The sequence below is a fragment of the Actinomadura sp. GC306 genome, from assembly GCF_004348665.1.
Taxonomy (GTDB): domain Bacteria; phylum Actinomycetota; class Actinomycetes; order Streptosporangiales; family Streptosporangiaceae; genus Spirillospora.
Window position 1 is genome coordinate 22,407 of the sequence record NZ_SMKM01000014.1, and the last position, 26,506, is coordinate 48,912.

A 26,506-nucleotide genomic window follows, 5' to 3' on the forward strand; every position below is an offset into this window, starting at 1 on the left:
CGAGATCACTGGCAGACTGTGGGACATGCAGAAGCTCTCGTTGCACGCACACGCACGTGACCAGCTCAAGCGCGCCGCGGCCGGCTCCACCGGGCGCAGCGCCGACACCGTCTACGGCGGCCACGAACGCGTGCTGCGCCAGACCGTGATCGCGCTGACCTCGGGCACGTCGCTGGCCGAGCACGAGAACCCCGGCGAGGCCACGCTCGTGGTGCTGCAGGGGCGCGTCCGGATGGTGGCCGGGGAGAACTCCTGGGAGGGCATCTCCGGGGACCTCCTGATCATCCCGGACGCGCGGCACAGCCTGGAGGCCCTGGAGGACGCCGCCGTCCTGCTCACGGTCGCCAAGACCCGCTAGACCGCCGCACCACCGGACCCGGGCCGCCTGCGGCGGGCCGGGGCCTCAGCCGCGGCGCAGGTGCGCGAGGCAGGCGCCGGGTTCGGCGAAGGGCTCCAGCCGCTGCGCCTCGACGGGCGCGTCCAGTTCGGTGAGCGCGCCCTGCATGAGCCCCAGGTGGACGTCGCAGACGAGCGGCCCGTACTCCTCGGCCAGTTCGAGGAACGGGCAGTGCCGCAGCCGGATGACGTCCCCGTCGGGCTTCGGGGCGAAGTCCAGGTCGTCGAGGAGGGCGGTCAGCCGCTCGGCGGCCTCCTCCTCGGTCATCCGCTGGAACGGCGGCGGGCGTTCGACGAGGTAGCGGCCCCATTCGCGGCCCGCCTGCGCGGCGTCCTCGCGCCCCTCCGCACCGTCGGCGGCGAGGCGGCTGAGCAGAATCTGGGCGAGCAGCCGGTAGCCGCGTGCGCCGCCGCGGTCCATCCCCGGGCGGGCGGCGTAGACGGTGCGGGGGCGTCCCGGGCCGGAGGGCTGCTCGACGGTGCGCTCGACGGCGCCGTCCGCGGCCAGGGCGTCCAGGTGGAAGCGCGCGGTGTTGGCGTGCACGCCGAGGCGCTCGGCGACGTCGGTGACCCCGAGCGGGGTGCGGGCGTCGCGCAGGACGTCCAGGACCTCGCGCCGGCGTGGCCGCTCGCGTTCGCTCGCCATGCCGCCCCTCCCCTTCCTGCGGCGGCACCGCGACCGCCCGCCACGGTGCCCTCCACCACGTTTTCACAAATAATACTGTGTAAATCGTGGAATGAGGAGGCGGCACGGTCGCCCAGACCAAAGTCGGTACGGCGGCAGACCTGCGGACGCCGCCGGGCCGGCGCGGCGTGGCTACCGTTGACCCCGTGGACCTCAGGCGATCGTGGCGGGACCGGCTCGGGGACGCGGGGCTCGCCGCCGCGGCCGCGGTCCTCGGCCTGCTGCTGCTCCAGGCGTCGACCGAGGACGCGGCACCCGGCGAGCAGATCCCGGTGCCCGTGGAGCTGGCGTCGGGCGCGGCATCGCTCGTCATCCTGGTGCTGTTCCGGCGCCGGCACCCGCTCGGCACGGCGGTGGCGCTGGTCCTCCTGCAGTGGCTCGCGACGACGATCTTCGGCACGGCCGCGATCGCGGTGTACTCGCTGGCGGTGCTGCGGCCCTGGAGGTACGTCCTGCCGGTCGCCGCGCTGAGCCTGGCGCTGATCATCACGATGTTCCGCTTGGTGGAGGCGCCCGACTTCGTCGAGGGCGCGGTCGTGTTCACGCTGATGTACGCGGTGCTGGTCACGGCGGGCATGCTCGTCCGGTCCCGGCGGATGCTCATCGCGTCGCTGAAGGAGCGGGCCCGCGCCGCCGAGACCGAGCAGCGGCTCCGCGTCGAGGAGGCCCGGCTGCTGGAGCGCGAGCGGATCGCCCGCGAGATGCACGACGTCCTCGCGCACCGGATCTCGCTGCTGGCGGTGCACGCCGGGGCGCTGGAGTTCCGCCCGGACATGCCCGACGACCAGCGCGAGGCCGCCGGGGTCATCCGGCGCAGCGCCTACGAGGCGATGGAGGACCTGCGCGAGGTGATCGGCGTCCTGCGCGACGACGCCGAGGGCGGCGAGGGCGCGGACCCGCGGCGGCCGCAGCCGACGCTCGCCGACGTGTCCGGGCTCGTCCAGGAGTCGCGGCGCGCCGGCGGCCGCATCACGCTGGAGCAGGACATACCCGATCCGGAGGACGTCCCGTCCCGGGTGGGCCGGCACGCCTACCGGATCGTCCAGGAGGGGCTGACCAACGCCCGCAAGCACGCGCCCGGCGCCCGCGTCGAGGTGCGGCTGGCCGCCGGGGCGGACCTGGAGATCGAGATCGTCAACGCGCTGCCGCGGGACCGGCCCGCGCTCGCGATGCCCGGGTCGGGCGCGGGCCTGGTCGGCCTCGCCGAGCGGGTCGCGCTGCTGGGCGGCACGCTGGAGCACGGCCGCACCGGCGACGGCCGTTTCCGGTTGCGCGCCCGGCTGCCCCTGCGCACCGTCTAGGATCACGCATGTCCCCGCCGGACGGAGGGAAGGGTCACCGGCATGGCAGCGAACTCCTCGTCCTCGCCCGACCTCGAAGAGCTCGACCGGGCCCAGTGCATGGCGCTGCTCGGCGCGGGCGGCATCGGCCGCGTCGCCTTCGACGACGGCGAGGGGCCCACGGTCGTCCCGGTGAACTACGCCGTCGACGGGGACGGGGTGGTCTTCCGCACGTCGGCCTCGGGGCGGCTGAACCGCAGCCTGCTGACGTCCGTGGTCGGCGGCGAGGTGCGGGCGGCGTTCGAGGTCGACCGGTACGACGAGACGAGCCGCGAGGGGTGGAGCGTCCTGCTGCGCGGCGGCGTCCACCCGCTGAGCGACGCGGAGAAGGCGGCCGCCGCGCGGGTCGAGCCCTGGCCCGGCGGCGAGCGCGAGGCGTGGTTCCGGATGGCGGCGCGGGAGGTCACCGGCCGCCGGGTGCACCGCGCCTGACCGCCGGGCGGGGCGCCGCGAGGCCATAGGGTGACGGGATGGACTCCCCGACCATCCGGGTGCTGATCGTGGACGACGACGCGCTCGTCCGCGCCGGCCTGTCGATGATGCTGTCGAACGCCGCGGACCTGGAGATCGTGGGGGACGCCGCCGACGGCGCCGAGGTCGTGGCGGCGGTGAACCGGCACCGGCCCGACGTCGTGCTGATGGACATCCGGATGCCGCGGCTGGACGGGCTCGCCGCGACCGAGCTGCTGCGCTCCCGCCGCGAACCGCCCGAGATCATCATCCTGACGACGTTCGACACCGACGACCACATCGTGCGCGCGATGCGGGCGGGCGCGAGCGGCTTCCTGCTGAAGCACACGCCGCCGCCGGACATCATCCGGGCGATCCGGGAGGTCGCGGCCGGGGAGCCGATGATGTCGCCGGCGGTGCTGCGCAAGATGATGTCCTACGTCGCGGGCTCGGGCGCCGACCCGCGCCGGGCCCGCGCCCGGGAGCTGCTGGACCGGCTGAGCGACGGCGAGCGCGCCGTGGCGGCGCTCGTCGGCCAGGGCCGCACCAACGGCGAGATCGGCCGGGAGCTGTCGCTCAGCGTCGCCACCGTGAAGGCGTACGTGTCGCGGCTGCTGACGAAGCTGGAGCTGAACAACCGCGTCCAGATCGCCCTCCTCGTCCACGACGCCGCCCTCGACGACTAGGTCCGCGGCCCGCGCGGCCGCAGCGGGACGTCGCGCAGGAGCAGCGCCGCGGCGAGGCCCGCCAGGAGGACGGGCAGCGCGGTGAGGAACAGGTCGGAGAAGGCCGCCGCGAACGCCTCCGTGACGGCGTCCCGCACGGGTCCGGGGAGGGTGGCGAGGACGTCGGGGCGGACGGCGTCGTCGAACGCGGGCACCCGGCCGCCGGGGGCGCGGCGCCCGATCTCCTCGGCGAACCGGCTCGCCACGATGCCGCCGAACACCGCCATGCCCGCGGCGGTGCCGAGCATCCGGGCCGCGAACACGCCCGAGCTCGCCGCGCCGAGGTCGCGGTGCGGCGCGGCGTTCTGCGCGATGAGCACGACGACCTGCTGGGACAGCCCCGCACCGAAGCCGAGCAGCGCCATGTAGCAGCCCGCGGTGACCATGTGGGTGCCGGTGTCCATCGTCGCGAGCAGCGCGGCGCCGGCGGCGCTGAGCGCCATGCTCGCCGCGGGCAGCCGGTGGTAGCGGCCGGTCCGGGCGATGTGCCGGCCGGCGAGCATCGCGGCGGCGACGAGGCCGAGCATCATCGGCAGCACGAGCAGGCCGGAGCGGGCCGCCCCCGCTCCCCCGACGACCTGGAAGAACATCGGCAGGTAGGTGGCGAGCCCGAACCCGGTCGCGCCGCCCGCGGCCGCGACGGCGCACGCCACCGCGAACGACCGGTCGCGGAACAGCCGCGGCGGGACGACCGGCTCGGCGGCCGTGCGCTCCGCGAGGAGCCAGCAGCCGAACAGCAGCACCGACCCCGCCGCGAGCCCCGCGACGACGGGCGAGTCCCAGGCGTACCGCGTCCCGGCCCAGCTGGTGAGCAGCGTGAAGCAGGTGAGGGCCGCGCCGAGCAGGACGATCCCCGGATAGTCGATCCGCGGCCTGCCCTCCGGCGCGGGCAGCCGCAGGAACAGCACGGTCGTGGCGACGGCGGCCAGGCCGAGGGGCAGGTTGACGTAGAACACCCACCGCCACGACGCGTGGCCGGTGAGCAGGCCGCCGATCAGCGGCCCCGCGACACTGGACACCGCGAAGATCAGCGCGGAGTAGCCCTGGTACTTCGCGCGCTCCCGCGGCTCGAACAGGTCGCCGGTCACCGCGAACATCGAGCTCATCAGGCACCCGGCTGCGGCGCCCTGGACGACGCGGAACGCGATCAGCCAGCCCATCGACGGCGCCGCCCCGCACGCCGCCGAGCCCGCCAGGAACCCGAGCAGGCCGATCAGCAGGACGGGCCGCCGGCCGAACTGGTCCCCCAGCCGTCCCGACAGCGGGACGGTGACGCTGGTGGCCAGCACGTACGCGGTCGACACCCACGCGATGCGGTCGAGCCCGCCGAGGTCCCCGACGATCGTGGGCAGCGCGGTGCTGAGCACGGTCGCGTCCAGCGACGACATGAGCCCCGCGAGCATCAGCCCGCCGAACGCGGCCAGCCGGTGGCGCCGGCTCATGGGCGCGGTCCGCCCGGACGACACACTCATATGCACCTCACAGATATATGCTCAAAGCAATTGAATGCTAAGCGCACATAGATGTGCGATGCAACCGGGCTAGACTGGTCACCATGCACGACGAGGCGGGCCACGAGCGGGACGACCAAGCCGTCGACGTCGTCGAGCGGAGCATGGTCAAGCTGCGGCGCGGCATGTCGCGGCAGCGGCTCGGCAAGGCGGCGGTCCGCGAGCACAACCTGCCCGTGGACGTTCAAGTCCTGCACGTCGTGGACGTCATCGACGAGGGTCCCGACCACGAAGGCCAGGAGATGAGCGTCGGCCTCGTCGCCTCACGCCTCGGCGTGGACGCCTCGCGCGGCAGCCGCATCGTGGCCGAGGCTGTGAAGTCGGGCTACGTCCGGCGCGTGGCGTCCCAGGAGGACGGCCGCCGCATCCACCTTGAGCTCACCCCGGCCGGGCAGGCCGTCGTGGACGCCACCCGCCGCACCCGCCACGAGCACTTCGCCAAGGCCATGGCCGGCTGGACCGACGAGGAGCGCGCCGAGTTCGCGCGCCTGCTGTCCCGCTTCGTCCGCACCTACGAGGACTGACGGGCCGGGCGAGCCGACGGGCGATCAATCGAGACGCTTGCGGAGGAGGCAGAACTCGTTGCCCTCGGGATCCGCGAGGACGTGCCAGCTCTCCTCGCCCGTCTGGCCGACGTCGGCGTGCCGCGCACCCGCGGCCAGCAGCCGTTCGAGCTCGGCCGCCTGGTCGCGGTCCGTGGGGCTGACGTCGATGTGCAGAGGCAGCTTGCCCGGCCTGGCGTCCTCGCTGGGACTGAGGACGAGCGTCGGCTGGAGCCCCCCGAACCCCTCCCGGGGACCGATCTCGATCCCGTCGTCCTGCCGGTCCAGCACCACGAACCCCAGGACCTCGCACCAGAACTCCGCGAGCCGCTCCGGATCGCGGCAGTCCAGCACCAGCTCACTGATCCGGCACGCCACCGTCGCCCCCTCAGCCGATGTCGAACGCGCCGCGCTTGGCGTCGTTCAGAAACACGCGCCATTCATCCCGCGTGAAGCCGAGCACCAGTCCTGACACGTCCTTCGAGTCCCGCGCAGCGACGGTATCCTCCATCGCCGCGACCTCCACGCAGTTGCTCGGATGATCAGCGCTGTAGCTGCTCTTGCGCCATTGGAAGGATGGAGCACTCATAGCTCAGACGCTACCGTCTCGATAAGCGCGCGGGACTGAGACTTCGGGAGAGCCAGAGAGCGGAGTTCCGCGTAGACCCGTTCGTAGTACTCGACACTGGGCAGCTCGTCGATGAGCCAGCTGCGAGTCAAGCTGTCCACGGCGACGACCTTCATGGGGTCTTCCGCACCGACATCAAGGATTGTGAACGAGCCGCTCATCCCTGGATGCGCACCGGCGGAGTCGGGCACTACGCGCAGATCCAGATGCCCCTGCTCTGTGACCTGGATCAATCTTCTGCATTGAGCACGCATTACTTCGCGCCCACCCACCTTCAGACGTAGGGCGGACTCCCCTATGATCCATGCCGCCTGGAAGGAAGGGACTTCGAGGATGCGCTGTCTCGCCATGCGAAAAGCGATCGCGTTCTGGTCTCGGGGCCGCACGCGGACGGGCTCGTAGGCTGCGAAAACCGCTCGGGTGTAAGCCTCCGTCTGAAGGAGCCCCGGCACGGCAACCGCCTCAAAGGACCGGGCGCGCGATGCTTCGGCCTCCAATGAGGCGAAGTCGACGATGAACGGGTCCTCGTAGCTCATGAAGTCACGCCACCAGCCCTTCTTCCGGCCTTGGGCGGCGAGGTCGAGCAGCCGCTTTCGTTCTCGGTCGTCCGTGACCCCGTAGTGGTCGAGAATCTGGCGGAGGTCGCGGGGGCGGACCGCGCGGTGCCCGTTCTCGTAGGCGCTGAGGGAGGCGGGCGAGCGCTCGACGAGGCGGGCCGCCGCATCCTGGGTCAGGTTGCGTTCCTCGCGATACCGGCGGAGCGCCTGACCGATCTTGCGGCGTCGGTACGACAACCGGTCATCTGACGTCATGCACCCACCTTGTCACCGTGTGTAACAGATCGACGTCGAATTCATGGAAGTTCGATACACCCGGACTTCGATACTTCAGCTTCTCGACGGACCACGGACGGATGGCCCTCACATCATTGGAACGTGTTGATGCGGTGACGGAGGGCGATCAGCCTTGGCGGGTGACATTCGGAGGAGGATTCAGGATGATGACCCGCGAGGCCGGAGAGCTGCAGCTTCTCGCCGTGCTGACGCTTCCGGGCGTAGAGGGCTCGGTACGGCACGCCCGGCTGTTCGTCCGGGACACGCTCGTCCCCGGCCGCCTTTCCCCCGGCGACGAGCTGCTGGACGACGTGACGCTCGTGGTGGACGAGTTCGCCGCCAACTGCGTCAGGCACACCGCCTCGGGAAGGGGCGGGCGTTTCCACGTCGCGCTGTGGGCCGGGGACGGCGTGCTCCGCGCCGAGGTGAGCGACGACGGAGCGGGCGGGAAACGGCCGGAGCCGCGGGACGCGCAGGACGCGGAGAACGGGCGCGGGCTCCAGATCGTCGCCGCGCTCGCGTCCCGCTGGGGGCACCGGCCCGATGGCCCGCGCACCACCGTCTGGGCCGAGTTCACCACCCGGGTCCGGTGCTGATCTCCTGCGTCACGGGTTGCGGTTCCGCCCTTCCGGAATACCCCAGAAGTTGCGGGCGGCGGCGGAGCGGGCGCGACGTGCGGGGGAATCCCCCGCCCGGAAGCCGGTCTAGGCTGATCGCATGGGTGGTCGGCCGGAGCTGCGCGGACGGCTGACGGACAAGGCCGCGGCCGGGGGCGTCCTGCTGCTGGTGTCCGTCGGCAGCCTCAACTCGGTGTTCGCCCCCGGGGACGAGCCCTGGGCGCGCATCGCCCTCAGCTGGGCGCTGATCGCCGTCGGCTGCGGCGCCCTGTTCTTCAGCCGGCGCGCCCCCCTCGCAGCCGCGCTCGTGTCGGTGGTGGCCACAGCCGCCTACTACATCGCGAGCAGGCACGACGGCCCGCTGATCATCGCGCCGATCGTGGCGCTGTACATGATCGCCGCGCAGGGGCGGCTGCAGGCCGCCATCGGCGTGGGCGCGCTGATCGTCATCGGGACGGGCGCCGGGACGCTGTCGGGCAACGGCGACGTCAACGGCGTCGCCCTGTTCATGCTGGCCGGCTGGGTCGTGGCGATGGCGTCGCTGGGCTGGGTCCGGCACAGCCGCCGGGTCTACCTGCGGGAGGCCGAGCAGCGCGCGGCGGGCGAGGAGCGGCTGCGCATCGCCCGCGAGCTGCACGACGTGGCCGGGCACCACATCTCGCTGATCAACGTCCAGGCCGGGACGGCGCTGCACCGGTTCAAGCGGGATCCGGCGCAGGCCGAGGCCGCCCTCGCGGCGATCAAGGAGTCGAGCCGGGACGCGCTGCGCGACCTGCGCGCGACGATCGGGATCCTGCGCGGGGACGGCGAGGACGCGCCGACCGCGCCCGTCCCGGGCATCGACCGCATTGGCGACCTCGTCGAGTCGGCGCGGGCGGCGGGCCTCACCGTCCGCGCCGAGATCACCGGCGATGGGGAGCCGCCCCCGACCGGCGTGGAGCTGGCCACCTACCGCATCGTCCAGGAGTCGCTCACCAACGTCGTCCGGCACGCCGCCGCCGGCACGGTCACCGTGCGCATCGAGCGGGGGCCGCGGGACGTCGTGATCGAGGTCGCCGACGACGGCCGCGGGCCGGTGCCGGGCACGTCCGGATCGGGCGTCCACGGGATGCGGGAGCGGGCGCGGGCGCTGGGCGGGGAGCTGACCGCGGGCCCGGGCCCGGACGGGGGCTTCCTCGTCCGGGCCCGCCTGCCCCACGGGAACGGAGTGGCATGATCAAGGTTCTGCTGGCCGACGACCAGCGGCTGGTGCGCGCGGGGTTCAAGTCCATCCTCGACGACGAGGACGACATCACGGTGACCGGCGAGGCCGCCGACGGTGCGCAGGCCCTCGCCGCGTGCCGCGAGCTCGCCCCGGACGTGGCGCTCATGGACATCAGGATGCCCGGCATGGACGGGCTGGAGGCCACCCGGCGGATCACCTCCGACCGGCGGCTGGACGGCGTCCGGGTCGTCATCCTGACCACCTTCGACCTCGACGAGTACGTGTACGGCGCGCTGCGGGCCGGCGCCTCCGGGTTCCTGCTGAAGGACACCGACCCGGAGGAGCTGATCCACGCCGTACGGGTCGTGGCGCGGGGCGACGCGCTGATCACCCCGTCCGTGACCCGGCGGCTGATCGCCGAGTTCGCCGGGCGGGTCGAGACGCCCGTGCCGGGCCCCCGCCTGAAGGCCCTCACCGACCGCGAGCGCGAGGTGATGGTGCTGGTCGCCGCCGGGCTCAGCAACGACGAGATCGCCGCCCGCCTCGTGCTGAGCCCCGCGACGGCGAAGACGCACGTCAGCCGCACCATGTCGAAACTGGACGTGCGCGACCGCTCGCAGCTGGTCGTGCTGGCCTACGAGTCCGGCATGGTCAACCCGAGCTGGATGACCGGGCACCCGCAACCACCGGGGTAGCCGGGCCGCGGGCCCGCAACCGGCGGGGTACCGCAGGTGCCCGCCGCAGGCCGATGCCGCGCGGCATTCCGTAAGCCGAACCTGGCGGCATGAGCGCAACGTCCAGACAGGCCACCGGCGCGGTCGTCGGCTTCCTCGCCGGCGGGGCGGCGGGGTTCGTCCTCACCGAGGCCGTGGCCGCCTTCTCCCATTTCGTCCTTGACCACACGCTCGACGTGGACGGCACCGGCACCCTGCTGGCCGTCTTCATCGGCGTACCCGTCCTGTGCGCCGTGCTCGGCGCCGTCATCGCCGCCCGCCTCGCCGGGCGCCAGGGAGGCTGAGCGCGATGTCCGCGAAGACCGAATCCTCCGGCCGGCGAGCCGCGGGGGCCGCACCGGCCCGGCCCGGCGTCTTCGGCCGCGTGGCCGCCTGGTCGCAGCGCCACCGCTGGGCCGCGCTGCTGCTGTGGGCGGTCACGGTCGTGGCGATCACGGCCGGGTCGCAGGCCGCCGGCTCCGCCTACCACAACGACTTCTCGCTGCCGGGGACCGACTCCCAGGCCGCCGCCGATCTCATGGAGGAGCACGGCTCGCTCCAGGCGGGCGCCACCGTCCAGATCGTCATGAAGGACCTCCAGGGCCTGGGCGGCGACCGCGCCGCGATCGACGGGATGCTGGCGGAGGTGCGGGCGCTGCCGAGCGTCGCCGACGTCCAGCCTCCGGGTCCCGGTTCCCTGTCCGAGGACGGAACCATCGGGTACGCGACCGTCACCCTCGACGGCTCCGCCGAGGACGTGCCCGCCGAGCACGTCACCGAGATCATCGAGACCGCCCAGGCCGGGAGCCAGGACGGCCTCCAGATCGAGCTCGGCGGCGATCCCGTGCGCGGCGCGCAGGAGGAGGGCGGCGGAGGCGCCGAGGGCGCGGGCATGCTCGCCGCGCTGGTGATCCTGGTGCTGCTGTTCGGCTCCCTCATCGCCGCCGCGGTCCCCCTGGTCACCGCCCTGTTCGCGGTCGGCGCGGCGATCGGGCTGATCGGGCTGGCCTCGCACGTGTTCACGGTCGCCGACTTCACCCCGCCGATCATGATGCTCATCGGGCTCGGCGTCGGGGTGGACTACGCGCTGCTGATCTTCTACCGCTACCGGCAGGAGCTGCGGGACGGCGCGGACCCCGCCGCCGCCACCCGCGTCGCGCTGGACGTCGCCGGCCGGACGGTCTTCTTCGCCGGCTGCACCGTGATCATCGCGCTGATGGGGCTGGTCGTCCTCGGCCTCGGCTCGCTGCAGGGCGTCGCCCTGGCCGTGGCGCTGATGGTGCTGGTCACCATGGCGGCGTCGCTGACCCTGCTGCCCGCCCTGCTCGCGGTGTTCGGGAAGCGGATCCAGCGCAACGTCCTCAAGCGGCCGGGCCGGACCGGCGACGACGGCTGGCGGCGGCTCGCCACGGCCGTGCAGCGGCGGCCCGTCCCGGCGCTGCTGGTCGCCGTCGCGGCTCTGCTCGCGCTGGCGGCGCCCGCCCTCGACATGCGCCTCGGCTTCGCCGACGCGGGCAACGACGCGCCGGCCTCCACCAGCCGGCAGGCGTACGACCTGCTGGCCGAGGGCTTCGGCCCCGGCTTCAACGGCCCGCTCGTGGTCGTCACCGAGGGTCCCGCCGACGAGCTCAAGCAGGCGCTGGAGCGGACCGAGGGCATCGCGGCCACGACGCCGCCGTTCCCGTCCAAGGACGGCGCGGTGCACACCGTGATCGCGTTCCCGGCCAGCGCGCCGCAGGACGAGGCCACCGCCGACCTCGTGCACGGGCTGCGCGACGACGTCCTCCCGGCGCTGTCCCAGCAGACCGGCGCGGAGTACCTGGTCGGCGGCCCCACGGCCGGCACCCTGGACTTCGCCGACTCGGTCTCGGACCGGATGCCGCTGTTCGTCGCGGTGGTCGTCGGGCTCTCCGCGCTCCTGCTCATGGTGGTGTTCCGCTCGGTGCTGATCCCGATCAAGGCGGCGGTGCTCAACCTGCTGTCGATCGCCGCCGCCCTGGGCGCCATCACCCTCGTCTTCCAGGACGGGCGGTTCGGCGCGCAACCCGGCCCGATCGAGGCGTTCATCCCGGTGATGATCTTCGCGATCGTGTTCGGGCTCTCGATGGACTACGAGGTGTTCCTGGTGTCGCGGATCCACGAGGAGTGGGAGCGCACCGGGGAGCCCGCCCGCGCCGTCCGGGAGGGACTGGCCGCCACCGGCCGGGTCATCACCGCTGCCGCCGCCATCATGATCGTCGTGTTCGCGGCGTTCATCCTGAGCCCCGGCCGGATGCTGCAGCAGTTCGGCCTCGGTCTCGCGGTCGCGGTACTGCTGGACGCCGTGGTGATCCGCTGCCTGATCGTCCCGGCGGTCATGCAGCTCCTCGGCAAGTGGGCGTGGTGGCTGCCGGGGCCGGTGGCCAGGCGCCTGCCCCGGGTCGCCCTGGAGCGCCCCAGCTAGCAAGGCGGCGATGACGGGCGGGCGTCACGTCTAGGATCCGGTAGAAGATCGTTTGAGTTCGACGAAAGGAGCGGCCGTGCGGCATCTCGGCATCCTCGCCCACAGCGCGGAAGGCGCCGCACTGTGCTTCCGGGCCTTCTGCCAGGAGGGGTTCCGTGAGATGGGCCCCGACGACCATCCGGACGTGACGCTCGACCTCATCGCCATGGCGCGCAGTATGCCCGCGTGGGAGGCCGGGGAGCACGACTCCATCCGGGCGACGCTCGCGGAGAGCGTCCGGCGGCTGGCGGGCGCGGGCGCGGACTTCTTCGCCTGCCCGGACAACACCGCGCACCTGGCGCTGGAGCGGCCGGGCGCCGACCTGCCGCTGCCCGGTCTGCACATCGCGCGGGTCGTCGCCGACCGGGCCGCCCGGGACGGCCGGCGGCGCGTCGGCGTCCTCGGCACCCGCTACACGATGGACGGCCCGGTCTACCCGCGCGAGCTCGCGGCGCGCGGCATCGCCGCCGAGGTCCCCGACGCCGCCGGCCGGGACACCGTCCACCGGATCATCTTCGAGGAACTGGTCAACGGCGTCGTCACCGAGGAGTCGCGCCGCGCGTACGTGCGGGTCATCGAGGACCTCGCCGCGCGCGGCTGCGACGCCGTCGCGCTGGTGTGCACGGAGATCCCGCTCCTGGTCACGCCCGGCGTCTCGCCGCTGCCGACGCTCGACTCGACCCGGCTGCTCGCCCGCGCCGCCTTCGACGTGGCGGCCGGCCGCGCCCCGCTGCCCGAGTGGCGCGGCGGCCCGGTCGGCTCCCCCGCACACCCCGGGTCGGCCGCGGACTAGGCGGGTTCGGGGCAGCCGGGCAGGGCGTCGACGGCGCGGCCGGCCCCGGCCCAGCGGGAGCGGTCGGCCGCGTAGTAGGCGGCGCCGTCGGGGCCCGCGGGCCCGTCCGGCCCGCGGCGCATCCCGAGCCGCAGCGCGATCTCCGCGGACGCCGGGTTCGCCATGTCGATCTCGGCCGTGACCCGGGGCACGCCCACCACGCCGAAGGCGAAGTCGAGGACCGCGCGGGACGCCTCGGCCGCCAGGCCCCGCCCCCACAGGTCCGGCCGCAGGCTGTAGAGGATCTCCACGTCCACGCCGTGGCCGAGCGGCCCGTCGCGGTGGCCGAGCCCGGCCACCCCGATCAGCGGATCGCCCGCCGGCGGGCCGTCGATCCCGGCGCTCCGGCGCGCGGGACGCAGCGCCCACAGCCCGTAGCCCTCGGTGACGAAGTCCCGCTCGCTGGCGTGGATGATCTCGCGCACCTGCGCGGCGGAGACCGTCCGGTCGCCGAACAGGTGCCGCCGGACGAGCGGCTCGGTCCAGTGCGTCAGCAGGGCGGCGTGGTCGCCCATCGTCACCGGGCGCAGTACGAGCCGGTCCGTGCGCAGGACCTCAGTCATCCCCGGCGCCGTCCGCGGCGGGCCACTCCGGCGGGGTCATGCCGTCCGGGACGCCGACCCGGAAGACGCGCATCTGCAGCGCCAGCGCCCGGTAGTAGCCGACGAGCGTGACGAGCTCGACGACGGCGGGGCGGCCGAGCGTGGCGGCGGCCTCGGTGAACACCGCGTCGCCGAGGTCGTCCTCCGCGACGAGCTGCCGCGTCGCCTCGTAGACGACCCGTTCCCGGACGTCGGCGAACATGGGCGCGCGGCCCTCGCGCAGCGCGTCCATCTCGTCGTCGCGGAGCCCGGCGCGGCGGCCGATCCGCTCGTGGGCGTACCACTCGTAGTCGGAGCGGGCGTGCGCGGCGACGACCAGCGTCGCAATCTCCCGCTCGCGCTTGGTGAACGCGGTGCGGAAGCGCAGCGCGGCGCCGAGGTCCTGCAGCGGCAGGCCCACCGACGGGCTGTACAGCATGGCGTTGAACGGGCCGAGCAGCCGCCCGGACTCGTCGGCCATGAACGGGGGCAGCCGGTCGGCGGCGCGCGGGCCGCCGGTCAGCGCCTCGTACAGGAGCCGCTGCTCGTCGCTCAGGGAACCGGGGAACAGCAGCGGGAGCCGGGCCGCGCCGGGCCCGCGGGGAGGCCGGTCGCCGGCGTGCTCACCGCTCACGGGGTCGATCACCCACCGCACGCTAGGCGCTCGGCCGGGAGGGCTCAAGTCCCGTCCGGTATGTGAAACCGCGGGCACACCATGACGTAGCGGCCGCGTAACACGCGTGGGTGAACCTGGTCCCCGACACACGCCGGGACCGAACGGGCGCCCGTCCTCGAAGGGAACGCTCAAATGCCACTGTTCCGTATCCGCACCGAGATCGAGGACAGGCCCGGACGCCTGGCCCAGCTCACCACGGCGCTGGGCCGCCACGGCGCCAACATCCTCGGCCTGTCCGTCCAGCTCGACACCGAGGGGGTGGTGGACGAGTTCGTCGTGGACGTCCCGCACGGCGGCCCCGGCGCCCGGGAGCTGGCCGAGACGCTCGGCGCCGCCGGCGGCGTCCGCACGGCCGTCCGCCCCGCCCGGCCGCACGAGCTGGTGGACGAGCCGACCCGCGCGCTGGTGCTGGCGTCCCGGCTGCGCTGCGAGCCGCACGCCGTCCCCGCGATCCTCGGCGAGCTGCTCCGCGCCGACGACGCCTCCTGGGCCGCCTCCTGGGACGCACCCGGCCGCCCGGACGCGGCCCAGGACGCCGACGTGCTCGTCGTCCCGGTCGGGGGCGGGCGCGCGGTGCGGCTCCGCCGGTTCGGGCTGCCGTTCACCGCGACCGAGGCGGCGCGGGCGGACGCGCTGGTCCGGGCCGCGCTGCCCGCCCCGCCGCGCAGCCCCGTCCCGCGCCGCGTCGTGCTCCGCGACGGGACGCAGGTGACCGTCCGCCCCATCGGGGACGACGACGCCGGCGGGATCCGGGAGCTGCACGGGCGCTGCTCGCAGGACAGCCGCCGGATGCGGTACTTCAGCCCGAAGCCGGCCCCGCCGCGCCGGGCGATCGAGCGGTTCGGCGACCCCGCCTACGGCCGCACGCTCGTCGCCGAGGGCCCCGACGGGTCGCTGCTCGCGCTCGCGCAGCTCATCCACGTCCCCGACCCCGGCGTCGCCGAGATGGCCTTCCTGGTGGAGGACGGCTGGCAGGGCCGCGGCCTCGGCCGCGCCCTCGCGGACCTGCTCGTCACCCTCGGCCGGGAACGGGGCGTGGTGGAGCTGCGGGCGCTCGCGCTCAGCGAGAACACCCGGATGCGGCGGCTGCTGACCTCGCTCGGCGGCCGGACGCGGCGCACCGCCGACCCCGCCGTGGTGGAGATCCGGCTGCGGCTGGACGGGCGCCCGGCGGGGCCCGGCGCGCTGGCAGGATGGCCGGGTGACCGGCATCTATGACCATCCCTGGGTGTACGAGCTGGCGTGCTCGTTCCGCGACGTGCCCGCCGAGACCGGCGTGCTGCTCGCCTGGGCGGCCGAGCACCGGACTGGCGAGCACCGGCCGGGCGGCCCGCCCGCGACGGTGCTGGAACTGGCGGCGGGCCCCGCCGAGCACGCCCGCGAGTTCGCCCGCCGCGGCCTGGCCGCGACCGCGCTCGACCTGAACCCGGAGATGTGCGCGTACGCGGCCGGCGCGGCGAAGCGGCAGGGCGTCGAGCTGGCGGTCGTGCGGGACGACATGACCCGCTTCGACCTCGGCCGCCGCTTCGACCTCATCGTGACGATGCTCGACTCGACGTCCCACCTGATGACGCTGGACGCGTTCGTCGCGCATCTGCGCCGGGCCGCCGCGCACCTGTCCCCCGGCGGCCTCTACGTCATGGAGATGTCGCACCCGCGGGACCGGCTCGGCGACGAGCCCACCGTCAGCACCGGCTGGTCGGTCGAGCGCGGCGGCGTCCGCGCCGACGTGCGGTGGGGCGAGCCGTCCGACCGCCTCGACCCGGTGACGCAGATCGCCGACGACCACGTGACGGTGACGGTCGAGGGCCGCGGCGAGCCCCTCGTGATCCGCGACGTCGTCCCCTACCGGTTCTGGTCGGCCACGGAACTCGACGCGGCCGTCCGGCTCGCCGGCGGCCTGGCCGTGGTGGCGCAGTACGGCGACTTCGGGGCCGGCGAGGACGCGGTGGCCCTCACCGACCCCGGGGCGTGGCGCATGATCACCCTGTTGCGGGCCGCCTAGGGCGTGGCAGTCCAGCCGGGCATCGGGTAGCCGGCGAGCATCTCCCGGATCTCCGCGGCGACGCGTTCGACGACCGTCTCGTCCTGCTTGGCGGCGGCCTGCACGACCTCGTCGATCCACGCCGCGACCTGCGGCATCCGCGCCTCGTCCAGCCCCCGGGTGGTGATCGCGGCGGTGCCGAGCCGCAGCCCGGACGGGTCGAACGGCTTGCGCGGGTCGAACGGGACGGCGTTGTAGTTCAGCTCGATCCCGGCGCGGTCGAGGGCCTGCGCGGCGGGCTTGCCCGCGACGCCCTTGTTCGTGAGGTCGATCAGGATGAGGTGGTTGTCGGTGCCGCCGGAGATCAGGTCGTAGCCGCGCTCCAGCAGCGCGGCCGCCAGCGCCTTCGCGTTCGCGACGACCTGCCGCGCGTAGCCGGCGAAGTCCCGCCGGGCGGCCTCCTTCAGCGCGACGGCGATCGCGGCGGTGGTGTGGTTGTGCGGCCCGCCCTGCAGGCCGGGGAACACGGCCTTGTCGATCGCCTTCGCGTGCTCGGCCGTGGACATGATCATCGCGCCGCGGGGGCCGCGCAGCGTCTTGTGCGTGGTCGTGGAGACCACGTCGGCGTGGCCGACCGGGGACGGGTGCGCGCCGCCCGCGATCAGCCCGGCGATGTGCGCGATGTCGGCGGCCAGGACCGCGCCGGTCTCCCGGGCGATCTCGGCGAACGCGGGGAAGTCGATGGTCCGCGGGATGGCGGTGCCGCCGCACCAGATGAGCTTCGGCCGCTCCTTGAGCGCCAGGTCGCGCACCTGGTCCATGTCGACCCGCCCGGTGTCGGCGCGCACGTCGTAGCGGACGGGCCGGAACCACTTGCCGGTGGCCGAGACCGACCACCCGTGCGTGAGGTGCCCGCCCATCGGCAGCGACAGGCCCAGCACCGTGTCGCCGGGGTCTAGGAACGCCATGTAGACGGCGAGGTTCGCCGGGGACCCGGAGTAGGGCTGGACGTTGGCGTGCTCGACGCCGAACAGCTCCTTCGCCCGGCCGATGGCCAGCAGCTCGATCGGGTCGACGTTCTGCTGCCCCTCGTAGTACCGCTTGCCCGCGTAGCCCTCGGAGTACTTGTTGGTCAGGACGGTGCCGGTGGCCTCCAGGACCGCCGGCGACACGTAGTTCTCCGAGGCGATCAGCCGGATCTTCTCGTACTGGCGGCGGGCCTCGTCCTCCACCAGCCCGGCGATCTCGGGGTCCTGCTCCAGCAGGTGGGGTACGGCCGGTTCGTGCATGTGAGCCTCCGCGCTGTCGTCGCCGGGACCTCGGGCGCCCCGGCAAGGGGGCCCGTACACCCAGGCGCGCGGTGTGCGGACTAGGTACGCTCCCCGGTGGTCGCCTCCACCTTGACTGCGCCAGTCACGTGCGGCCCATCATAGCGAGCCGCCCGCCGCACGCACGCGACGAGCACGGCCCGGTCCCTTCCGGGACCGGGCCGTGCTCGTGGAGTTCGGGTCAGCGGCTGGCGGACTCCAGGGCCTTCTTTACGGCCGCGCGCTTCTCGCGGAGCTTGGCGAGGGCCTCTTCGAGGATGGCCTCGCCGTCCTCGTCGCTGCGCCGCTCCTTCACGTACGCGAGGTGCGTCTTGTACGGCTCGGTCTTCGGCGGCGCCGGGGGGTTCTCCGAGTCCTGGCCGGCGGGGAACCCGCACCGCGGACAGTCCCAGGTCTCCGGGACCGCGACGTCGGTCGCGAAGCTGGGCCGGGTCTCGTGCCGGTTGGCGCAGTAGAACGTCACCCAGACGCGGGGCGCGGCGTCGCCGCGCTCCGCCTCACCCATCGGACCGGCCCCGACACGGCTCCCCCGAATCGCGTTGCCACTACCCACGGAGTACTCCTCGTTCAGTGTGTCCGCCGCCGCCCGCGGTCTCCGGAGGGCGGCGCGGCGCTCGCATGGTGTCTGACGGGTGGCTCAGGAGGCGTCGCCCTTGAACAGCAGCCCGAGGACGATGATCGACGCGAACCAGACCAGGCCGACGGCGACGGTCAGCCGGTCCAGGTTGCGCTCCACCACCGACGAACCGCCCAGGGACGTCGAGATTCCGCCGCCGAACATGTCCGACAGCCCGCCGCCCTTGCCCTTGTGCATCAGGACGAGAACCACCATCAGCAGGCTCGACAGGATGAGCACGATGGACGTTGCGATGATCACGATTCTTCAGCGCCTTGTCGTTCGTAGTTCAGGACGGTGGATCCGGCCGGGCGGTTTACCCGTCAGGTACGAAGGGTACGACGAACTACCCGCTGGTTCGGCAAGAACCCCCAGTTCACGCAGAATTGATCAGTTTTGATCAGACGGGGAGATCCCGGTACCGGCAGATTTTGACGAATTCTCCCGGGTCCAGGCTGGCACCACCGACCAAGGCGCCGTCCACATCCTCCTGCGCCATGAGCTTGGCGACGTTGCCGCTCTTGACCGAACCGCCGTACAGGATACGCGCCTGGTCCGCCAGCCCGCCGTCGTAGAGCTCGGCGAGGCGCGTCCGGATGGCGCCGCAGACCTCCTGCGCGTCCTCTGGGGTGGCGACCTCGCCGGTGCCGATGGCCCAGACGGGCTCGTAGGCGATCACGGTGCGCCGCGCCTGGTCGGCGGGGATCTTCTCCAGCCCGCCGTCCACCTGCGCCAGCACGTGCGCGACGTGCTCGCCCGCCTTGCGGACCTCCAGTCCCTCGCCGACGCACAGGATCGGGGTGATGTCGGCGCCGAGGGCGGCCTTGGCCTTGGCGTTCACGACCGCGTCGTCCTCGGCGTGGTACTGGCGGCGCTCGGAGTGCCCCACGGCGACGTAGGTGCAGCCCAGCTTGGCCAGCATCGCGGCGGAGATCTCACCGGTGTAGGCGCCGGAGGCGTGCTCGGAGACGTCCTGCGCGCCGTACTGGATGCCGAGCTTGTCGGCGTCGACCAGCGTCTGCACCGAGCGGATCGCCGTGAACGGCGGCAGCACGGCGATGTCGACGGCGTCGTGGTCGGCGTCCTTGAGTGCGAACGCCATCTTCTGCACGAGCTTGATGGCGTCGAAGTGGTTGTTGTTCATCTTCCAGTTGCCCGCCATGAGCGGCTTGCGGCCGCTCTGCGCGCCGGAAGGGTTCTTGGGCGCCACGTGTCAGTCCTCCAGGGCCTGCAGGCCGGGCAGCGTCTTGCCTTCGAGGTATTCGAGGCTCGCGCCGCCGCCGGTCGAGATGTGCGAGAAGGCGGCCTCGTCGAAGCCGAGCCGCCGGACGGCCGCGGCGGAGTCGCCGCCGCCGACCACGGTGAACGCGCCGGAGTCGATGAGGCCCTGGGCCACGGCGCGGGTGCCGTGCGAGTAGGGCTCCATCTCGAACACGCCCATGGGGCCGTTCCAGAACACCGTCCTGGCGTCGGCGAGGCGCGCGGCGAAGAGCTTGCCGGACTCGGGGCCGATGTCCAGGCCGAGCCGGTCGGCGGGGATCGCGTCGGCGGCGACCACGCCGTGGTCGGCGTCCGCGGAGAACTCCGTTGCGGCGACGATGTCGACCGGGAGGACGAACTCCACGCCGGACTCCTCGGCGCGGCGCAGGTACTCGCGGACGGTGCCGAGCTGGTCCTCCTCCAGGAGGCTCTTGCCGACCTCGTGCCCCTGGGCCTTCAGGAACGTGAACACCATGCCGCCGCCGATCAGGATGCGGTCGGCCTTGCCGAGCAGGTTGTCGATCACGCCGAGCTTGTCGGACACCTTGGAGCCGCCGAGCGCGACGGCGTAGGGCCGCTCGACGTCCTCGGTGAGCCTCTTCAGCACCTCGACCTCGGCGGCGATCAGCCCTCCGGCGGCGTGCGGGAGCCGCCGCGGCACGTCGTACACCGACGCGTGCCTGCGGTGGACGGCACCGAACCCGTCCCCGACGTAGAGTTCCGCGAGCGCGGCGAGCCGGTCGGCGAACGCGCCGCGCTCGGCGTCGTCCTTGCTGGTCTCGCCGGGCTCGAAGCGCAGGTTCTCCAGCAGCGCGACGCCGCCGTCGGCGAGCCCGCCCACGGTGGCGCGGGCGGAGTCGCCGACGACGTCGCCGGCGGCCGCCACGTCCGTGCCGAGCAGTTCGCCGAGCCGCGCGGCGACGGGGGCCAGCGAGAACTCGGGCTTCACCTCGCCCTTGGGGCGGCCGAGGTGCGCGCAGACGACGACCTTGGCGCCGCGGGCCCGCAGCGCCTCGATCGTCGGGAGGCTCGCGCGGATCCGCCCGTCGTCGGTGATGGAGCCGTTCTCCAGCGGGACGTTCAGGTCGGCGCGGACGAGGACGCGCCTCCCGGCGACGTCGAGATCGTCAATGGTCCGCATCGGGATGTCGGTGTCCTTCCGTACACGGCCGCGCCGTGGCCCGCGCGTCCCGCACGGTTCTCCGTGCGCGGTGCGCGGCCACGGCGCCGACGGCTGCGATCAGTGTTGTCCCCCGGGGGGCGGCCCCGAAGCCCCCTGGGGTCGCGCCCAAAGGCGCGTTACAGGTCCGCGCCGACGAGCTTGACGAGGTCGACGAGGCGGTTGGAGTAGCCCCACTCGTTGTCGTACCAGCCGACGACCTTGACCTGGTCGCCGATGACCTTGGTCAGCCCGGAGTCGTAGATGCAGGACGCCGGGTCGGTGACGATGTCGGCGGAGACGATCGGGTCCTCGGTGTAGGTGAGGTAGCCCTTGAGCGGGCCCTCGGCCGCGGCCTTGAACGCCTCGTTGACCTCCTCGACGGTGACGTCGCGGGACACCGTGACGGTGAGGTCGGTGGCCGAGCCGGTCGGCACCGGGACGCGCAGCGCGTAGCCGTCGAGCTTGCCCTTGAGCTCGGGCAGCACGAGGCCGATGGCCTTGGCGGCACCGGTGGAGGTCGGCACGACGTTGACCGCGGCGGCGCGGGCGCGGCGCAGGTCCTTGTGCGGCGCGTCCTGGAGGTTCTGGTCCTGCGTGTAGGCGTGGACCGTGGTCATCAGGCCCTTCTCGATCCCGAAGGAGTCGTTCAGGACCTTCGCCAGCGGCGCCAGGCAGTTGGTGGTGCAGGAGGCGTTGGAGATCACCGTGTGGTTCGCGGGGTCGTACTTGTCCTCGTTGACGCCCAGGACGACGGTGAGGTCCTCGTTCTTGGCCGGCGCGGAGATGATGACCTTCTTGGCGCCGTTGTCGGCGTGCACCTTGGCCTTGCTCGCGTCGGTGAAGAAACCGGTGGACTCCACGACGACGTCGGCGCCGACGTCGCTCCACTTGAGGGCGGCGGGGTCGCGCTCCGCGAACGCCTTGATGCTCTTGCCGCCCACGACGATCTCGTCGGCGGTGGCGCGCACGTCCTCGGGGAAACGGCCGAGGATGCTGTCGTACTTGAGCAACTGTGCCAGGGTGGCGTTGTCGGTCAGGTCGTTGACGGCCACGACCTCGATGTCGGCCCCGGACGCCTTCACGGCGCGGTAGAAGTTGCGGCCGATCCGGCCGAACCCGTTGATGCCTACGCGGATGGTCACGGAAAGGCTCCTCGCACGTCGATAGCGTCCGGCACTGCCGGACTGTCAACTACGGTCGATCAGGGGGTTCTCCCCCGCATTCGACCCTATCCAATGACCCGCGGGTAGCTTGACACCGGCGGCGCGGGATTCGCGGGGTGATCCTCCCTCCCCCGCGCGGGGGATGATCCGCCTATGCCCCCGTTCATGGCATATACGGAGGTCAGCACTACACTCACCGTCCATGCGCGGCGGGTGGCTGGTCCTGATCTTGAGCGGGGTGGTGGTCCTGCTCGGGTGCCCCCTGCCGGCCGCGGCGCGCGAGCCCGCGGAGCCGGTGTCGCGCGCCGACCACCTGGCGGCGCAGCTCCGCCGCGACCCCGTCTACGTCACCGACCACACCCCGCGGGTGCTGCCGCCGGACGCCGCCGCGCGGATCAAGGCGTCCGTCGCGCGCCTCGGCGTCCCGGCCTACGTGGCGGTGACGCCCACCGTCCACGTCGCCCAGGAGCACACCGCCGAAGCCCTCGTCGCGCTGCTCCGCGACCGGCTGCGCGAGGACGGCGTCTACATCGTGATCTCCCCGTCCTCCACCTACGACGGCGAGGTCCGCCAGTTCGGCGGCGGCCGGCGCCTCCCCGTCGAGGACGCGTGGCGGGCCACGACCCGGGAGCTCCCCAACGACGCGACCGCTCCGGAGCGGATCGAGCGGTTCGTCGACGTCGCGCTGTCGGGCGAGGCCCGCGAGCGCGCGGACACCACGGCCCCGCCGCCCAAGTCGGCGCTGCGCAAGGCGCTGGACGCCGACGAGGCCGCGGACCGGCGGGCGGCCCGCGCGGAGTGGGCGGCGTTCGCCGGGGGCACCGCGCTCAGCGGGCTGCCGATCCTCGGCCTGCTGATCTGCCTCCACTGGCGCAAGCGCTCCAGGAGCCGCCGATGAGGCGCACGGCCGCCCTCCTCACCGCCCTTCTCCTCACGGTTCTGGCCGCGGCGCCCGCCGGCGCCGCCGACGATCCTCCGCACGCCCATCTCCGGCTGGACCGGGTGGCGGCCGCCCTCGCGGAGGACCCCCTGTTCGTCGACCCCGACCTGGCCCACGCCCTCGACGGGCCCGAACGCGACCGGCTCCGCCGGGCGATGGCCGACGCGTCCCGGCGGCTCGGCGCCCCCGTCCACGTCGTCGTCATCCCGAACCCGCCCGACTCCGAGTCGCAGGGCCGTGACGACGCGTTCCTGTTCGCGCTGCACGAGCGGTCCCGCCGCGACGGCCTCTACCTGCTGGTCGACGCCCGCGCCACACTGGAGGCGGAGGCGTTCCGGATCCCGCGCCGCTACCGGTTCCGCCTCTCGGACGAGGAGCCGGGCTCCTTCCTGCCGTCCGACCGCGAGCGCCCCTTCGACGGGCTCGTGGACCGGCTCGTCCAGCGGATGAACGGCTACGCCGCGGCGCCCACGGCGTCCCCCACCATGCCGGCGCAGTACTCCACGCCCGACCCCTTCGGGAAGGAGAACGAGCTCACCCCGGCCGAGCCGGAGACCGCGGGCCCGTTCCTCACCGGGTTCTTCTTCGCCGGCCCGTTCGGCGTCGTGCTGCTCTACTGCGCGGGCCGGGCCGCCCTCGCCCTGCTGAGGCGCACGGGCGAACCCAAGAAGAGTCGCCGCCCCGGCAAGACCAGGCCGGGTCTGCCGTGGCTCCGCCGCGAAGCGGCCGAGGAACTGGACCGGCTCCGCCGCCTGCTCGCCACGGCCGACGCCGGGCGCGGCCACCCCTACGCCGTGTCCGCCTTCGACGCCGCCCAGATCCTCTACGACGACGCGAAAGAGGACGAGGAGCGCGCCATCGACCTCGTCGGCGCGATCGTCCTCGCGCGCCAGGGGCAGACCGCCCTCAAGCGGAACGTCGCCGCACCGCCCGTCCCCTGCGTGGTGAACCCGCTGCACGGCGACTCCGTCAAGCGCAGGCGGCTGGCGAAGCTCACCCACAAGGTCCTTCCGAAGCCGTGCCCGGTGTGCGAGACCTGCGACGCCTTCGACAGGCAAGCGGGGTTGACCGACCAGCACCTTCTGAAGATCCCCGGCCCCGGACGCCGCCGCCCGCACACCGCGGTCCCCGGCGTGTGGCGGGACACCGCCTGGGGCGCCAACGGCAAGGACTTCCTTCCCCGCGTGATGAGGTACCTCGGTGTGGACTGAACCCTCCCCCGGCGAGCGGCTCGCCGCCGCGCTCCGCCGCTCCCCCATCTACGTCGACCCGTCCCTCGCCTCCGCGCTCCCCGAAGCGGACCGGCGCAGGCTCGTCGCCCAGTTCGAGAAGGCCCCGGCGCCGATCTTCGTCATCCTGGTCCCGCTGGTCGCGGGCGGCACCTGGTCCGACGCGGAGGACCTGGCGACCGTCGTCCACGACCGCCTCGGCCGCGACGGCATCTTCATCACGTTCCGCGACCGGACCGACGGGCTGCAGGCGCGCGAGTGGGGCGGCGACCATGAGGCCCGCCGCGCCGCCTCGGCCGTCGCCCTCGACCGCGACATGGACGACGCCCCGCTGGCCGCCAAGCTCGCCCGCATCACCGAACTGATCGTCACGGGCAAGGGCTCCGAGGAGTACGAGCGGATCTCCGCAGAGATCGACGCACGCTACAAGCGCCGCACCGGCCGCTCCCTCCACTCCCCGGAGGACGGCAACGACCTGGCCCTCCCCCTGGGCGCCGCAGGCGTGGCCGTCGCGGGCATCGGCGGCCTCCTCCTCTGGCGCCGCCGCCGCATGGCGGCCGTCCGCCGGGAGGGCGACGGCCTGCTCATGCCCCGTACGGTCTTCGCGACCGCGAGCCGCGCGAACGAGGACCAGCTCCGCGAGCAGGCGTCCCACGAGGTCATCGCCTTCGGCGAGCTCCTGGACGAGACCGAGACCCCCACGAACGAACAGACCCGCCCCCTGATGACCAGGGCCCTCGACGCCTACCAGGCCGCCGGCAAGACCCTGGACGCCGCGCGCGGCATCCCCGACCTGGCCGGCGTCCTGGTCCTGGTGGACCAGGGCCGCGACGCCCTGGCCTCCGCCGAGGCCGTCGCGAAGGGCAAAGCGGAGATACCGCCAATGCCCCTCTGCTTCTTCAACCCCCTGCACGGCGACGCCACAACGAAACTCGACTGGCGCCCCGTCGGCTCCCGAAAGCGCCTCCGCATCAAGACCTGCCGCACCTGCGCCCGCACGACCCGCGAGAAGCGCACCCCGGACGTCCTCATGGACACCCGGGACGGCCGCCCGGTCCCCTACTACGAGGCCGACCCGGCCCAGAGCGTCTGGGCCGAAACCGGCTACGGCCAACTACGCGAAGACCTGATCCACCGAATCCTCAGAGGCGACCTCAACAAGACCGACTGATCACCCATTGAGGTGTTCACCGGCCTGCATGAGCACCCCACGGGTCGTGCAGCCGGAGGCGCCCAGCGCCGGAGGCCGCACGACCCGCCGTGCGCAACGGGGGTTTGGGGGTCGCCCCCCAAATAAACAGAGCTACCCCAGCATGTCCGCGGTCAGGTTCGCGTCCGTTCCCGGTATGCCCTGGTCCCCGGCTCGTTTGTCGGCCATGGCGAGGAGGCGGCGGATGCGGCCGGCGATGGCGTCCTTGGTGAGGGGCGGGTCGGCGAGCTGGCCGAGTTCTTCGAGGGACGCCTGCTTGTGCTCCAGGCGGAGGCGGCCGGCGTTGACGAGGTGCTCGGGGGCGTCGTCGCCGAGGATCTCCAGGGCGCGGGCGACGCGGGCGCCGGCGGCGACGGCGGCGCGGGCGGAGCGGCGGAGGTTGGCGTCGTCGAAGTTGGCGAGGCGGTTGGCGGTGGCGCGGACCTCGCGGCGCATGCGGCGCTCCTCCCAGGCGAGGACGCTGTCGTGCGCGCCGAGGCGGGTGAGCAAGGCGCTGATGGCGTCGCCGTCGCGGACGACGACGCGGTCGACGCCGCGGACCTCGCGGGCCTTGGCGTGGATCTTGAGGCGGCGGGCGGCGCCGACGAGGGCGAGCGCGGCCTCGGGGCCGGGGCAGGTCACTTCGAGGGACATGGACCGGCCGGGCTCGGTGAGCGAGCCGTGCGCGAGGAACGCGCCGCGCCAGGCGGACTCGGCGTCGCAGGCGGCGCCGGAGACGACCTGGCGGGGCAGGCCGCGGACGGGGCGGCCGTTGTTGTCGATGAGCCCGGTCTGCCGGGCGAGCGATTCGCCGTCGCGGAAGACGCGGACGACGTAGCGGTTGCCCTTGCGCAGGCCGCTGGGCGCGAGGACGACGACTTCGGAGGTGTGCCCGAACACCTCCGCGATGTCGCGGATGAGGCGCCGTGCCGCGACACCGGTGTCGATCTCGGCCTCGATCACGATGCGGCCGCTGACCAGGTGCAGCCCCCCCGCGAAGCGCAGCAGCGTCGAGACCTCGGCCTTGCGGCAGCACGGCTTCATGACCGTGAGCCTGCTCAGCTCGTCCTTGACCACACCGGTCATCGCCATCTGATGAACCCTCCCCCTATCGGACTCCCAGCAGTGTGGCCGATTCCGGCCGCGCGGGTCGTCAGTCGGTGAATATCTTGTCGAAGGCTTGGGCCAGGCGGGCGGGTTCATGACGCGCCGAGCCGTCGTCGGCGGCGACGTCGGCGAGGACGAGGCGCCCGCCGATCTCCTGCACCGCCTTGTCGAGGGCCGCCGGGTCGTCGACCACGCCGTCGTCGGCGAGGACGACGTCCACGCTGAGGTCGGGGGCGTGGGCCCGCAGGACCTCCAGGTGGGTCTGGGGGGAGAAGTCGTCGGTCTCGCCGGGCTGGGGGGCGAGGTTCAGCGC

30 protein-coding genes, 1 pseudogene and 1 riboswitch are annotated in these 26,506 nt (G+C 73.4%); of the genes and pseudogenes, 16 read left to right on the plus strand and 15 right to left on the minus strand.

The window, feature by feature from the left end; translation table 11 throughout:
- Positions 1–25: 25 nt before the first annotated feature.
- Positions 26–358 carry a cupin domain-containing protein gene (locus E1200_RS03845; RefSeq protein WP_131950378.1) on the plus strand — a complete coding sequence of 111 codons (333 nt, stop codon included), beginning with the start codon at positions 26–28 and terminating at the stop codon, positions 356–358.
- A gap of 45 nt (positions 359–403) precedes the next feature.
- On the opposite strand, the gene E1200_RS03850 is transcribed toward E1200_RS03845, so the two are convergent.
- Complete coding sequence (locus tag E1200_RS03850; protein ID WP_131950379.1) at positions 404–1,042, minus strand: helix-turn-helix domain-containing protein; 639 nt, start codon at positions 1,040–1,042, stop codon at positions 404–406.
- A 185-nt stretch (positions 1,043–1,227) separates the two neighbouring features.
- Between E1200_RS03850 and E1200_RS03855 the strand changes: the two genes are divergently transcribed.
- From E1200_RS03855 to E1200_RS03865, 3 genes are read left to right on the plus strand one after another with little or no spacing between them, the layout of a single operon-like run.
- Positions 1,228–2,382, plus strand: coding sequence for a histidine kinase (locus tag E1200_RS03855; protein ID WP_131950380.1), 1,155 nt, complete (start codon positions 1,228–1,230; stop codon positions 2,380–2,382).
- Between the two features lie 42 nt (positions 2,383–2,424).
- Positions 2,425–2,853 (plus strand): pyridoxamine 5'-phosphate oxidase family protein, encoded by a 429-nt coding sequence (locus tag E1200_RS03860; protein WP_131950381.1) that lies wholly within the window; start codon positions 2,425–2,427, stop codon positions 2,851–2,853.
- A gap of 38 nt (positions 2,854–2,891) precedes the next feature.
- Positions 2,892–3,557, plus strand: a complete 666-nt coding sequence (locus E1200_RS03865; protein WP_131950382.1) for a response regulator transcription factor — start codon at positions 2,892–2,894, stop codon at positions 3,555–3,557.
- On the opposite strand, the gene E1200_RS03870 is transcribed toward E1200_RS03865, so the two are convergent.
- On the minus strand, positions 3,554–5,038 hold the full coding sequence (locus tag E1200_RS03870; protein ID WP_131950383.1) for an MDR family MFS transporter: 1,485 nt from the start codon (positions 5,036–5,038) through the stop codon (positions 3,554–3,556). The genes E1200_RS03865 and E1200_RS03870 overlap by 4 nt on opposite strands.
- A 113-nt stretch (positions 5,039–5,151) precedes the next feature.
- Here E1200_RS03870 and E1200_RS03875 point away from each other — a divergent pair, with 113 nt between their 5' ends.
- Entirely contained in the window at positions 5,152–5,631 is a 480-nt protein-coding gene (locus tag E1200_RS03875; protein ID WP_131950384.1) for a MarR family transcriptional regulator, read from the plus strand.
- Between the two features lie 24 nt (positions 5,632–5,655).
- On the opposite strand, the gene E1200_RS03880 is transcribed toward E1200_RS03875, so the two are convergent.
- From E1200_RS03880 to E1200_RS03890, 3 genes are read right to left on the minus strand one after another with little or no spacing between them, the layout of a single operon-like run.
- A complete protein-coding gene (locus E1200_RS03880; protein WP_131950385.1) occupies positions 5,656–6,027 on the minus strand; it encodes a VOC family protein in 372 nt (123 codons plus the stop codon).
- A gap of 10 nt (positions 6,028–6,037) precedes the next feature.
- A complete protein-coding gene (locus E1200_RS03885) occupies positions 6,038–6,238 on the minus strand; it encodes a DUF397 domain-containing protein (protein WP_131950386.1) in 201 nt (66 codons plus the stop codon).
- Positions 6,235–7,089 carry a helix-turn-helix transcriptional regulator gene (locus E1200_RS03890; RefSeq protein ID WP_131950387.1) on the minus strand — a complete coding sequence of 285 codons (855 nt, stop codon included), beginning with the start codon at positions 7,087–7,089 and terminating at the stop codon, positions 6,235–6,237. Before E1200_RS03890 ends, E1200_RS03885 begins: the two co-directional genes overlap by 4 nt.
- Positions 7,090–7,274: 185 nt before the next feature.
- On the opposite strand from E1200_RS03890, the gene E1200_RS03895 reads away from it, so the two are divergent.
- From E1200_RS03895 to E1200_RS03920, 6 genes are all read left to right on the plus strand, one after another.
- Positions 7,275–7,706 (plus strand): ATP-binding protein, encoded by a 432-nt coding sequence (locus E1200_RS03895; protein ID WP_207933157.1) that lies wholly within the window; start codon positions 7,275–7,277, stop codon positions 7,704–7,706.
- Between the two features lie 121 nt (positions 7,707–7,827).
- Positions 7,828–8,943: a sensor histidine kinase gene (locus E1200_RS03900; RefSeq protein WP_131950388.1), complete on the plus strand. Its 1,116-nt coding sequence runs from the start codon at positions 7,828–7,830 to the stop codon at positions 8,941–8,943.
- On the plus strand, positions 8,940–9,626 hold the full coding sequence (locus tag E1200_RS03905; RefSeq protein WP_131950389.1) for a response regulator transcription factor: 687 nt from the start codon (positions 8,940–8,942) through the stop codon (positions 9,624–9,626). The genes E1200_RS03900 and E1200_RS03905 overlap by 4 nt, the downstream gene beginning before the upstream one ends.
- 89 nt (positions 9,627–9,715) lie before the next feature.
- The gene (locus E1200_RS03910; protein WP_131950390.1) at positions 9,716–9,949 is read left to right on the plus strand and encodes a hypothetical protein; all 234 of its coding nucleotides are present in this window, start codon (positions 9,716–9,718) and stop codon (positions 9,947–9,949) included.
- Between the two features lie 5 nt (positions 9,950–9,954).
- Positions 9,955–12,087: an MMPL family transporter gene (locus tag E1200_RS03915; protein ID WP_131950391.1), complete on the plus strand. Its 2,133-nt coding sequence runs from the start codon at positions 9,955–9,957 to the stop codon at positions 12,085–12,087.
- 76 nt (positions 12,088–12,163) lie between these two features.
- The gene (locus E1200_RS03920; RefSeq protein WP_131950392.1) at positions 12,164–12,919 is read left to right on the plus strand and encodes an amino acid racemase; all 756 of its coding nucleotides are present in this window, start codon (positions 12,164–12,166) and stop codon (positions 12,917–12,919) included.
- On the opposite strand, the gene E1200_RS03925 is transcribed toward E1200_RS03920, so the two are convergent.
- On the minus strand, positions 12,916–13,521 hold the full coding sequence (locus E1200_RS03925; RefSeq protein WP_131950393.1) for a GNAT family N-acetyltransferase: 606 nt from the start codon (positions 13,519–13,521) through the stop codon (positions 12,916–12,918). The genes E1200_RS03920 and E1200_RS03925 overlap by 4 nt on opposite strands.
- The gene (locus tag E1200_RS03930; RefSeq protein WP_131950394.1) at positions 13,514–14,185 is read right to left on the minus strand and encodes a carboxymuconolactone decarboxylase family protein; all 672 of its coding nucleotides are present in this window, start codon (positions 14,183–14,185) and stop codon (positions 13,514–13,516) included. Before E1200_RS03930 ends, E1200_RS03925 begins: the two co-directional genes overlap by 8 nt.
- A gap of 162 nt (positions 14,186–14,347) precedes the next feature.
- Here E1200_RS03930 and E1200_RS03935 point away from each other — a divergent pair, with 162 nt between their 5' ends.
- Complete coding sequence (locus tag E1200_RS03935) at positions 14,348–15,433, plus strand: GNAT family N-acetyltransferase (RefSeq protein ID WP_131950395.1); 1,086 nt, start codon at positions 14,348–14,350, stop codon at positions 15,431–15,433.
- Complete coding sequence (locus tag E1200_RS03940) at positions 15,417–16,220, plus strand: class I SAM-dependent methyltransferase (RefSeq protein WP_131950396.1); 804 nt, start codon at positions 15,417–15,419, stop codon at positions 16,218–16,220. The genes E1200_RS03935 and E1200_RS03940 overlap by 17 nt, the downstream gene beginning before the upstream one ends.
- On the opposite strand, the gene glyA is transcribed toward E1200_RS03940, so the two are convergent.
- From glyA to gap, 6 genes are all read right to left on the minus strand, one after another.
- Positions 16,217–17,488 (minus strand): serine hydroxymethyltransferase, encoded by a 1,272-nt coding sequence (gene glyA / locus E1200_RS03945; protein ID WP_131950397.1) that lies wholly within the window; start codon positions 17,486–17,488, stop codon positions 16,217–16,219. The two genes, E1200_RS03940 and glyA, sit on opposite strands and share 4 nt — an antisense overlap.
- Before the next feature lie 51 nt (positions 17,489–17,539).
- A riboswitch (ZMP/ZTP riboswitch) is annotated at positions 17,540–17,626 on the minus strand.
- Positions 17,627–17,708: 82 nt separating this feature from the next.
- Entirely contained in the window at positions 17,709–18,080 is a 372-nt protein-coding gene (locus E1200_RS03950) for an RNA polymerase-binding protein RbpA (protein ID WP_131950398.1), read from the minus strand.
- 84 nt (positions 18,081–18,164) lie between these two features.
- Positions 18,165–18,404, minus strand: coding sequence for a preprotein translocase subunit SecG (secG, locus tag E1200_RS03955; RefSeq protein WP_131950399.1), 240 nt, complete (start codon positions 18,402–18,404; stop codon positions 18,165–18,167).
- A gap of 139 nt (positions 18,405–18,543) precedes the next feature.
- Positions 18,544–19,305, minus strand: coding sequence for a triose-phosphate isomerase (gene tpiA, locus E1200_RS34605; RefSeq protein ID WP_131950409.1), 762 nt, complete (start codon positions 19,303–19,305; stop codon positions 18,544–18,546).
- 51 nt (positions 19,306–19,356) lie between these two features.
- Positions 19,357–20,544, minus strand: a complete 1,188-nt coding sequence (locus E1200_RS34610; RefSeq protein ID WP_131950400.1) for a phosphoglycerate kinase — start codon at positions 20,542–20,544, stop codon at positions 19,357–19,359.
- Between the two features lie 158 nt (positions 20,545–20,702).
- Complete coding sequence (gene gap / locus E1200_RS03970; protein ID WP_131950401.1) at positions 20,703–21,707, minus strand: type I glyceraldehyde-3-phosphate dehydrogenase; 1,005 nt, start codon at positions 21,705–21,707, stop codon at positions 20,703–20,705.
- A gap of 223 nt (positions 21,708–21,930) precedes the next feature.
- Here gap and E1200_RS03975 point away from each other — a divergent pair, with 223 nt between their 5' ends.
- The 3 genes from E1200_RS03975 to E1200_RS03985 are packed head-to-tail and all read left to right on the plus strand — an operon-like array spanning position 21,931 to position 25,068.
- A complete protein-coding gene (locus E1200_RS03975; RefSeq protein WP_131950402.1) occupies positions 21,931–22,626 on the plus strand; it encodes a hypothetical protein in 696 nt (231 codons plus the stop codon).
- Positions 22,623–23,879 (plus strand): TPM domain-containing protein, encoded by a 1,257-nt coding sequence (locus tag E1200_RS03980; protein WP_131950403.1) that lies wholly within the window; start codon positions 22,623–22,625, stop codon positions 23,877–23,879. The genes E1200_RS03975 and E1200_RS03980 overlap by 4 nt, the downstream gene beginning before the upstream one ends.
- On the plus strand, positions 23,869–25,068 hold the full coding sequence (locus E1200_RS03985) for a hypothetical protein (protein WP_131950404.1): 1,200 nt from the start codon (positions 23,869–23,871) through the stop codon (positions 25,066–25,068). The genes E1200_RS03980 and E1200_RS03985 overlap by 11 nt, the downstream gene beginning before the upstream one ends.
- 132 nt (positions 25,069–25,200) lie before the next feature.
- On the opposite strand, the gene whiA is transcribed toward E1200_RS03985, so the two are convergent.
- On the minus strand, positions 25,201–26,178 hold the full coding sequence (gene whiA, locus E1200_RS03990) for a DNA-binding protein WhiA (protein ID WP_131950405.1): 978 nt from the start codon (positions 26,176–26,178) through the stop codon (positions 25,201–25,203).
- Between the two features lie 61 nt (positions 26,179–26,239).
- Positions 26,240–26,506 (minus strand): annotated as a pseudogene (locus tag E1200_RS03995) (hypothetical protein); the annotation flags it as partial.

What these genes read in the sequence shown, in the direction of transcription:
- E1200_RS03845 (WP_131950378.1), top strand. Translation starts at nt 26, where the DNA reads ATGCAGAAGCTCTCGTTGCACGCACACGCACGTGACCAGCTCAAGCGC.
- E1200_RS03850 (WP_131950379.1), bottom strand. Translation starts at nt 1,042, where the DNA reads ATGGCGAGCGAACGCGAGCGGCCACGCCGGCGCGAGGTCCTGGACGTC.
- E1200_RS03860 (WP_131950381.1), top strand. Translation starts at nt 2,425, where the DNA reads ATGGCAGCGAACTCCTCGTCCTCGCCCGACCTCGAAGAGCTCGACCGG.
- E1200_RS03865 (WP_131950382.1), top strand. Translation starts at nt 2,892, where the DNA reads ATGGACTCCCCGACCATCCGGGTGCTGATCGTGGACGACGACGCGCTC.
- E1200_RS03870 (WP_131950383.1), bottom strand. Translation starts at nt 5,038, where the DNA reads ATGAGCCGGCGCCACCGGCTGGCCGCGTTCGGCGGGCTGATGCTCGCG.
- E1200_RS03875 (WP_131950384.1), top strand. Translation starts at nt 5,152, where the DNA reads ATGCACGACGAGGCGGGCCACGAGCGGGACGACCAAGCCGTCGACGTC.
- E1200_RS03885 (WP_131950386.1), bottom strand. Translation starts at nt 6,238, where the DNA reads ATGAGTGCTCCATCCTTCCAATGGCGCAAGAGCAGCTACAGCGCTGAT.
- E1200_RS03890 (WP_131950387.1), bottom strand. Translation starts at nt 7,089, where the DNA reads ATGACGTCAGATGACCGGTTGTCGTACCGACGCCGCAAGATCGGTCAG.
- E1200_RS03895 (WP_207933157.1), top strand. Translation starts at nt 7,275, where the DNA reads ATGATGACCCGCGAGGCCGGAGAGCTGCAGCTTCTCGCCGTGCTGACG.
- E1200_RS03900 (WP_131950388.1), top strand. Translation starts at nt 7,828, where the DNA reads ATGGGTGGTCGGCCGGAGCTGCGCGGACGGCTGACGGACAAGGCCGCG.
- E1200_RS03905 (WP_131950389.1), top strand. Translation starts at nt 8,940, where the DNA reads ATGATCAAGGTTCTGCTGGCCGACGACCAGCGGCTGGTGCGCGCGGGG.
- E1200_RS03910 (WP_131950390.1), top strand. Translation starts at nt 9,716, where the DNA reads ATGAGCGCAACGTCCAGACAGGCCACCGGCGCGGTCGTCGGCTTCCTC.
- E1200_RS03915 (WP_131950391.1), top strand. Translation starts at nt 9,955, where the DNA reads ATGTCCGCGAAGACCGAATCCTCCGGCCGGCGAGCCGCGGGGGCCGCA.
- E1200_RS03925 (WP_131950393.1), bottom strand. Translation starts at nt 13,521, where the DNA reads ATGACTGAGGTCCTGCGCACGGACCGGCTCGTACTGCGCCCGGTGACG.
- E1200_RS03935 (WP_131950395.1), top strand. Translation starts at nt 14,348, where the DNA reads ATGCCACTGTTCCGTATCCGCACCGAGATCGAGGACAGGCCCGGACGC.
- glyA (WP_131950397.1), bottom strand. Translation starts at nt 17,488, where the DNA reads ATGCACGAACCGGCCGTACCCCACCTGCTGGAGCAGGACCCCGAGATC.
- tpiA (WP_131950409.1), bottom strand. Translation starts at nt 19,305, where the DNA reads ATGGCGGGCAACTGGAAGATGAACAACAACCACTTCGACGCCATCAAG.
- E1200_RS34610 (WP_131950400.1), bottom strand. Translation starts at nt 20,544, where the DNA reads ATGCGGACCATTGACGATCTCGACGTCGCCGGGAGGCGCGTCCTCGTC.
- E1200_RS03975 (WP_131950402.1), top strand. Translation starts at nt 21,931, where the DNA reads ATGCGCGGCGGGTGGCTGGTCCTGATCTTGAGCGGGGTGGTGGTCCTG.
- E1200_RS03980 (WP_131950403.1), top strand. Translation starts at nt 22,623, where the DNA reads ATGAGGCGCACGGCCGCCCTCCTCACCGCCCTTCTCCTCACGGTTCTG.
- whiA (WP_131950405.1), bottom strand. Translation starts at nt 26,178, where the DNA reads ATGGCGATGACCGGTGTGGTCAAGGACGAGCTGAGCAGGCTCACGGTC.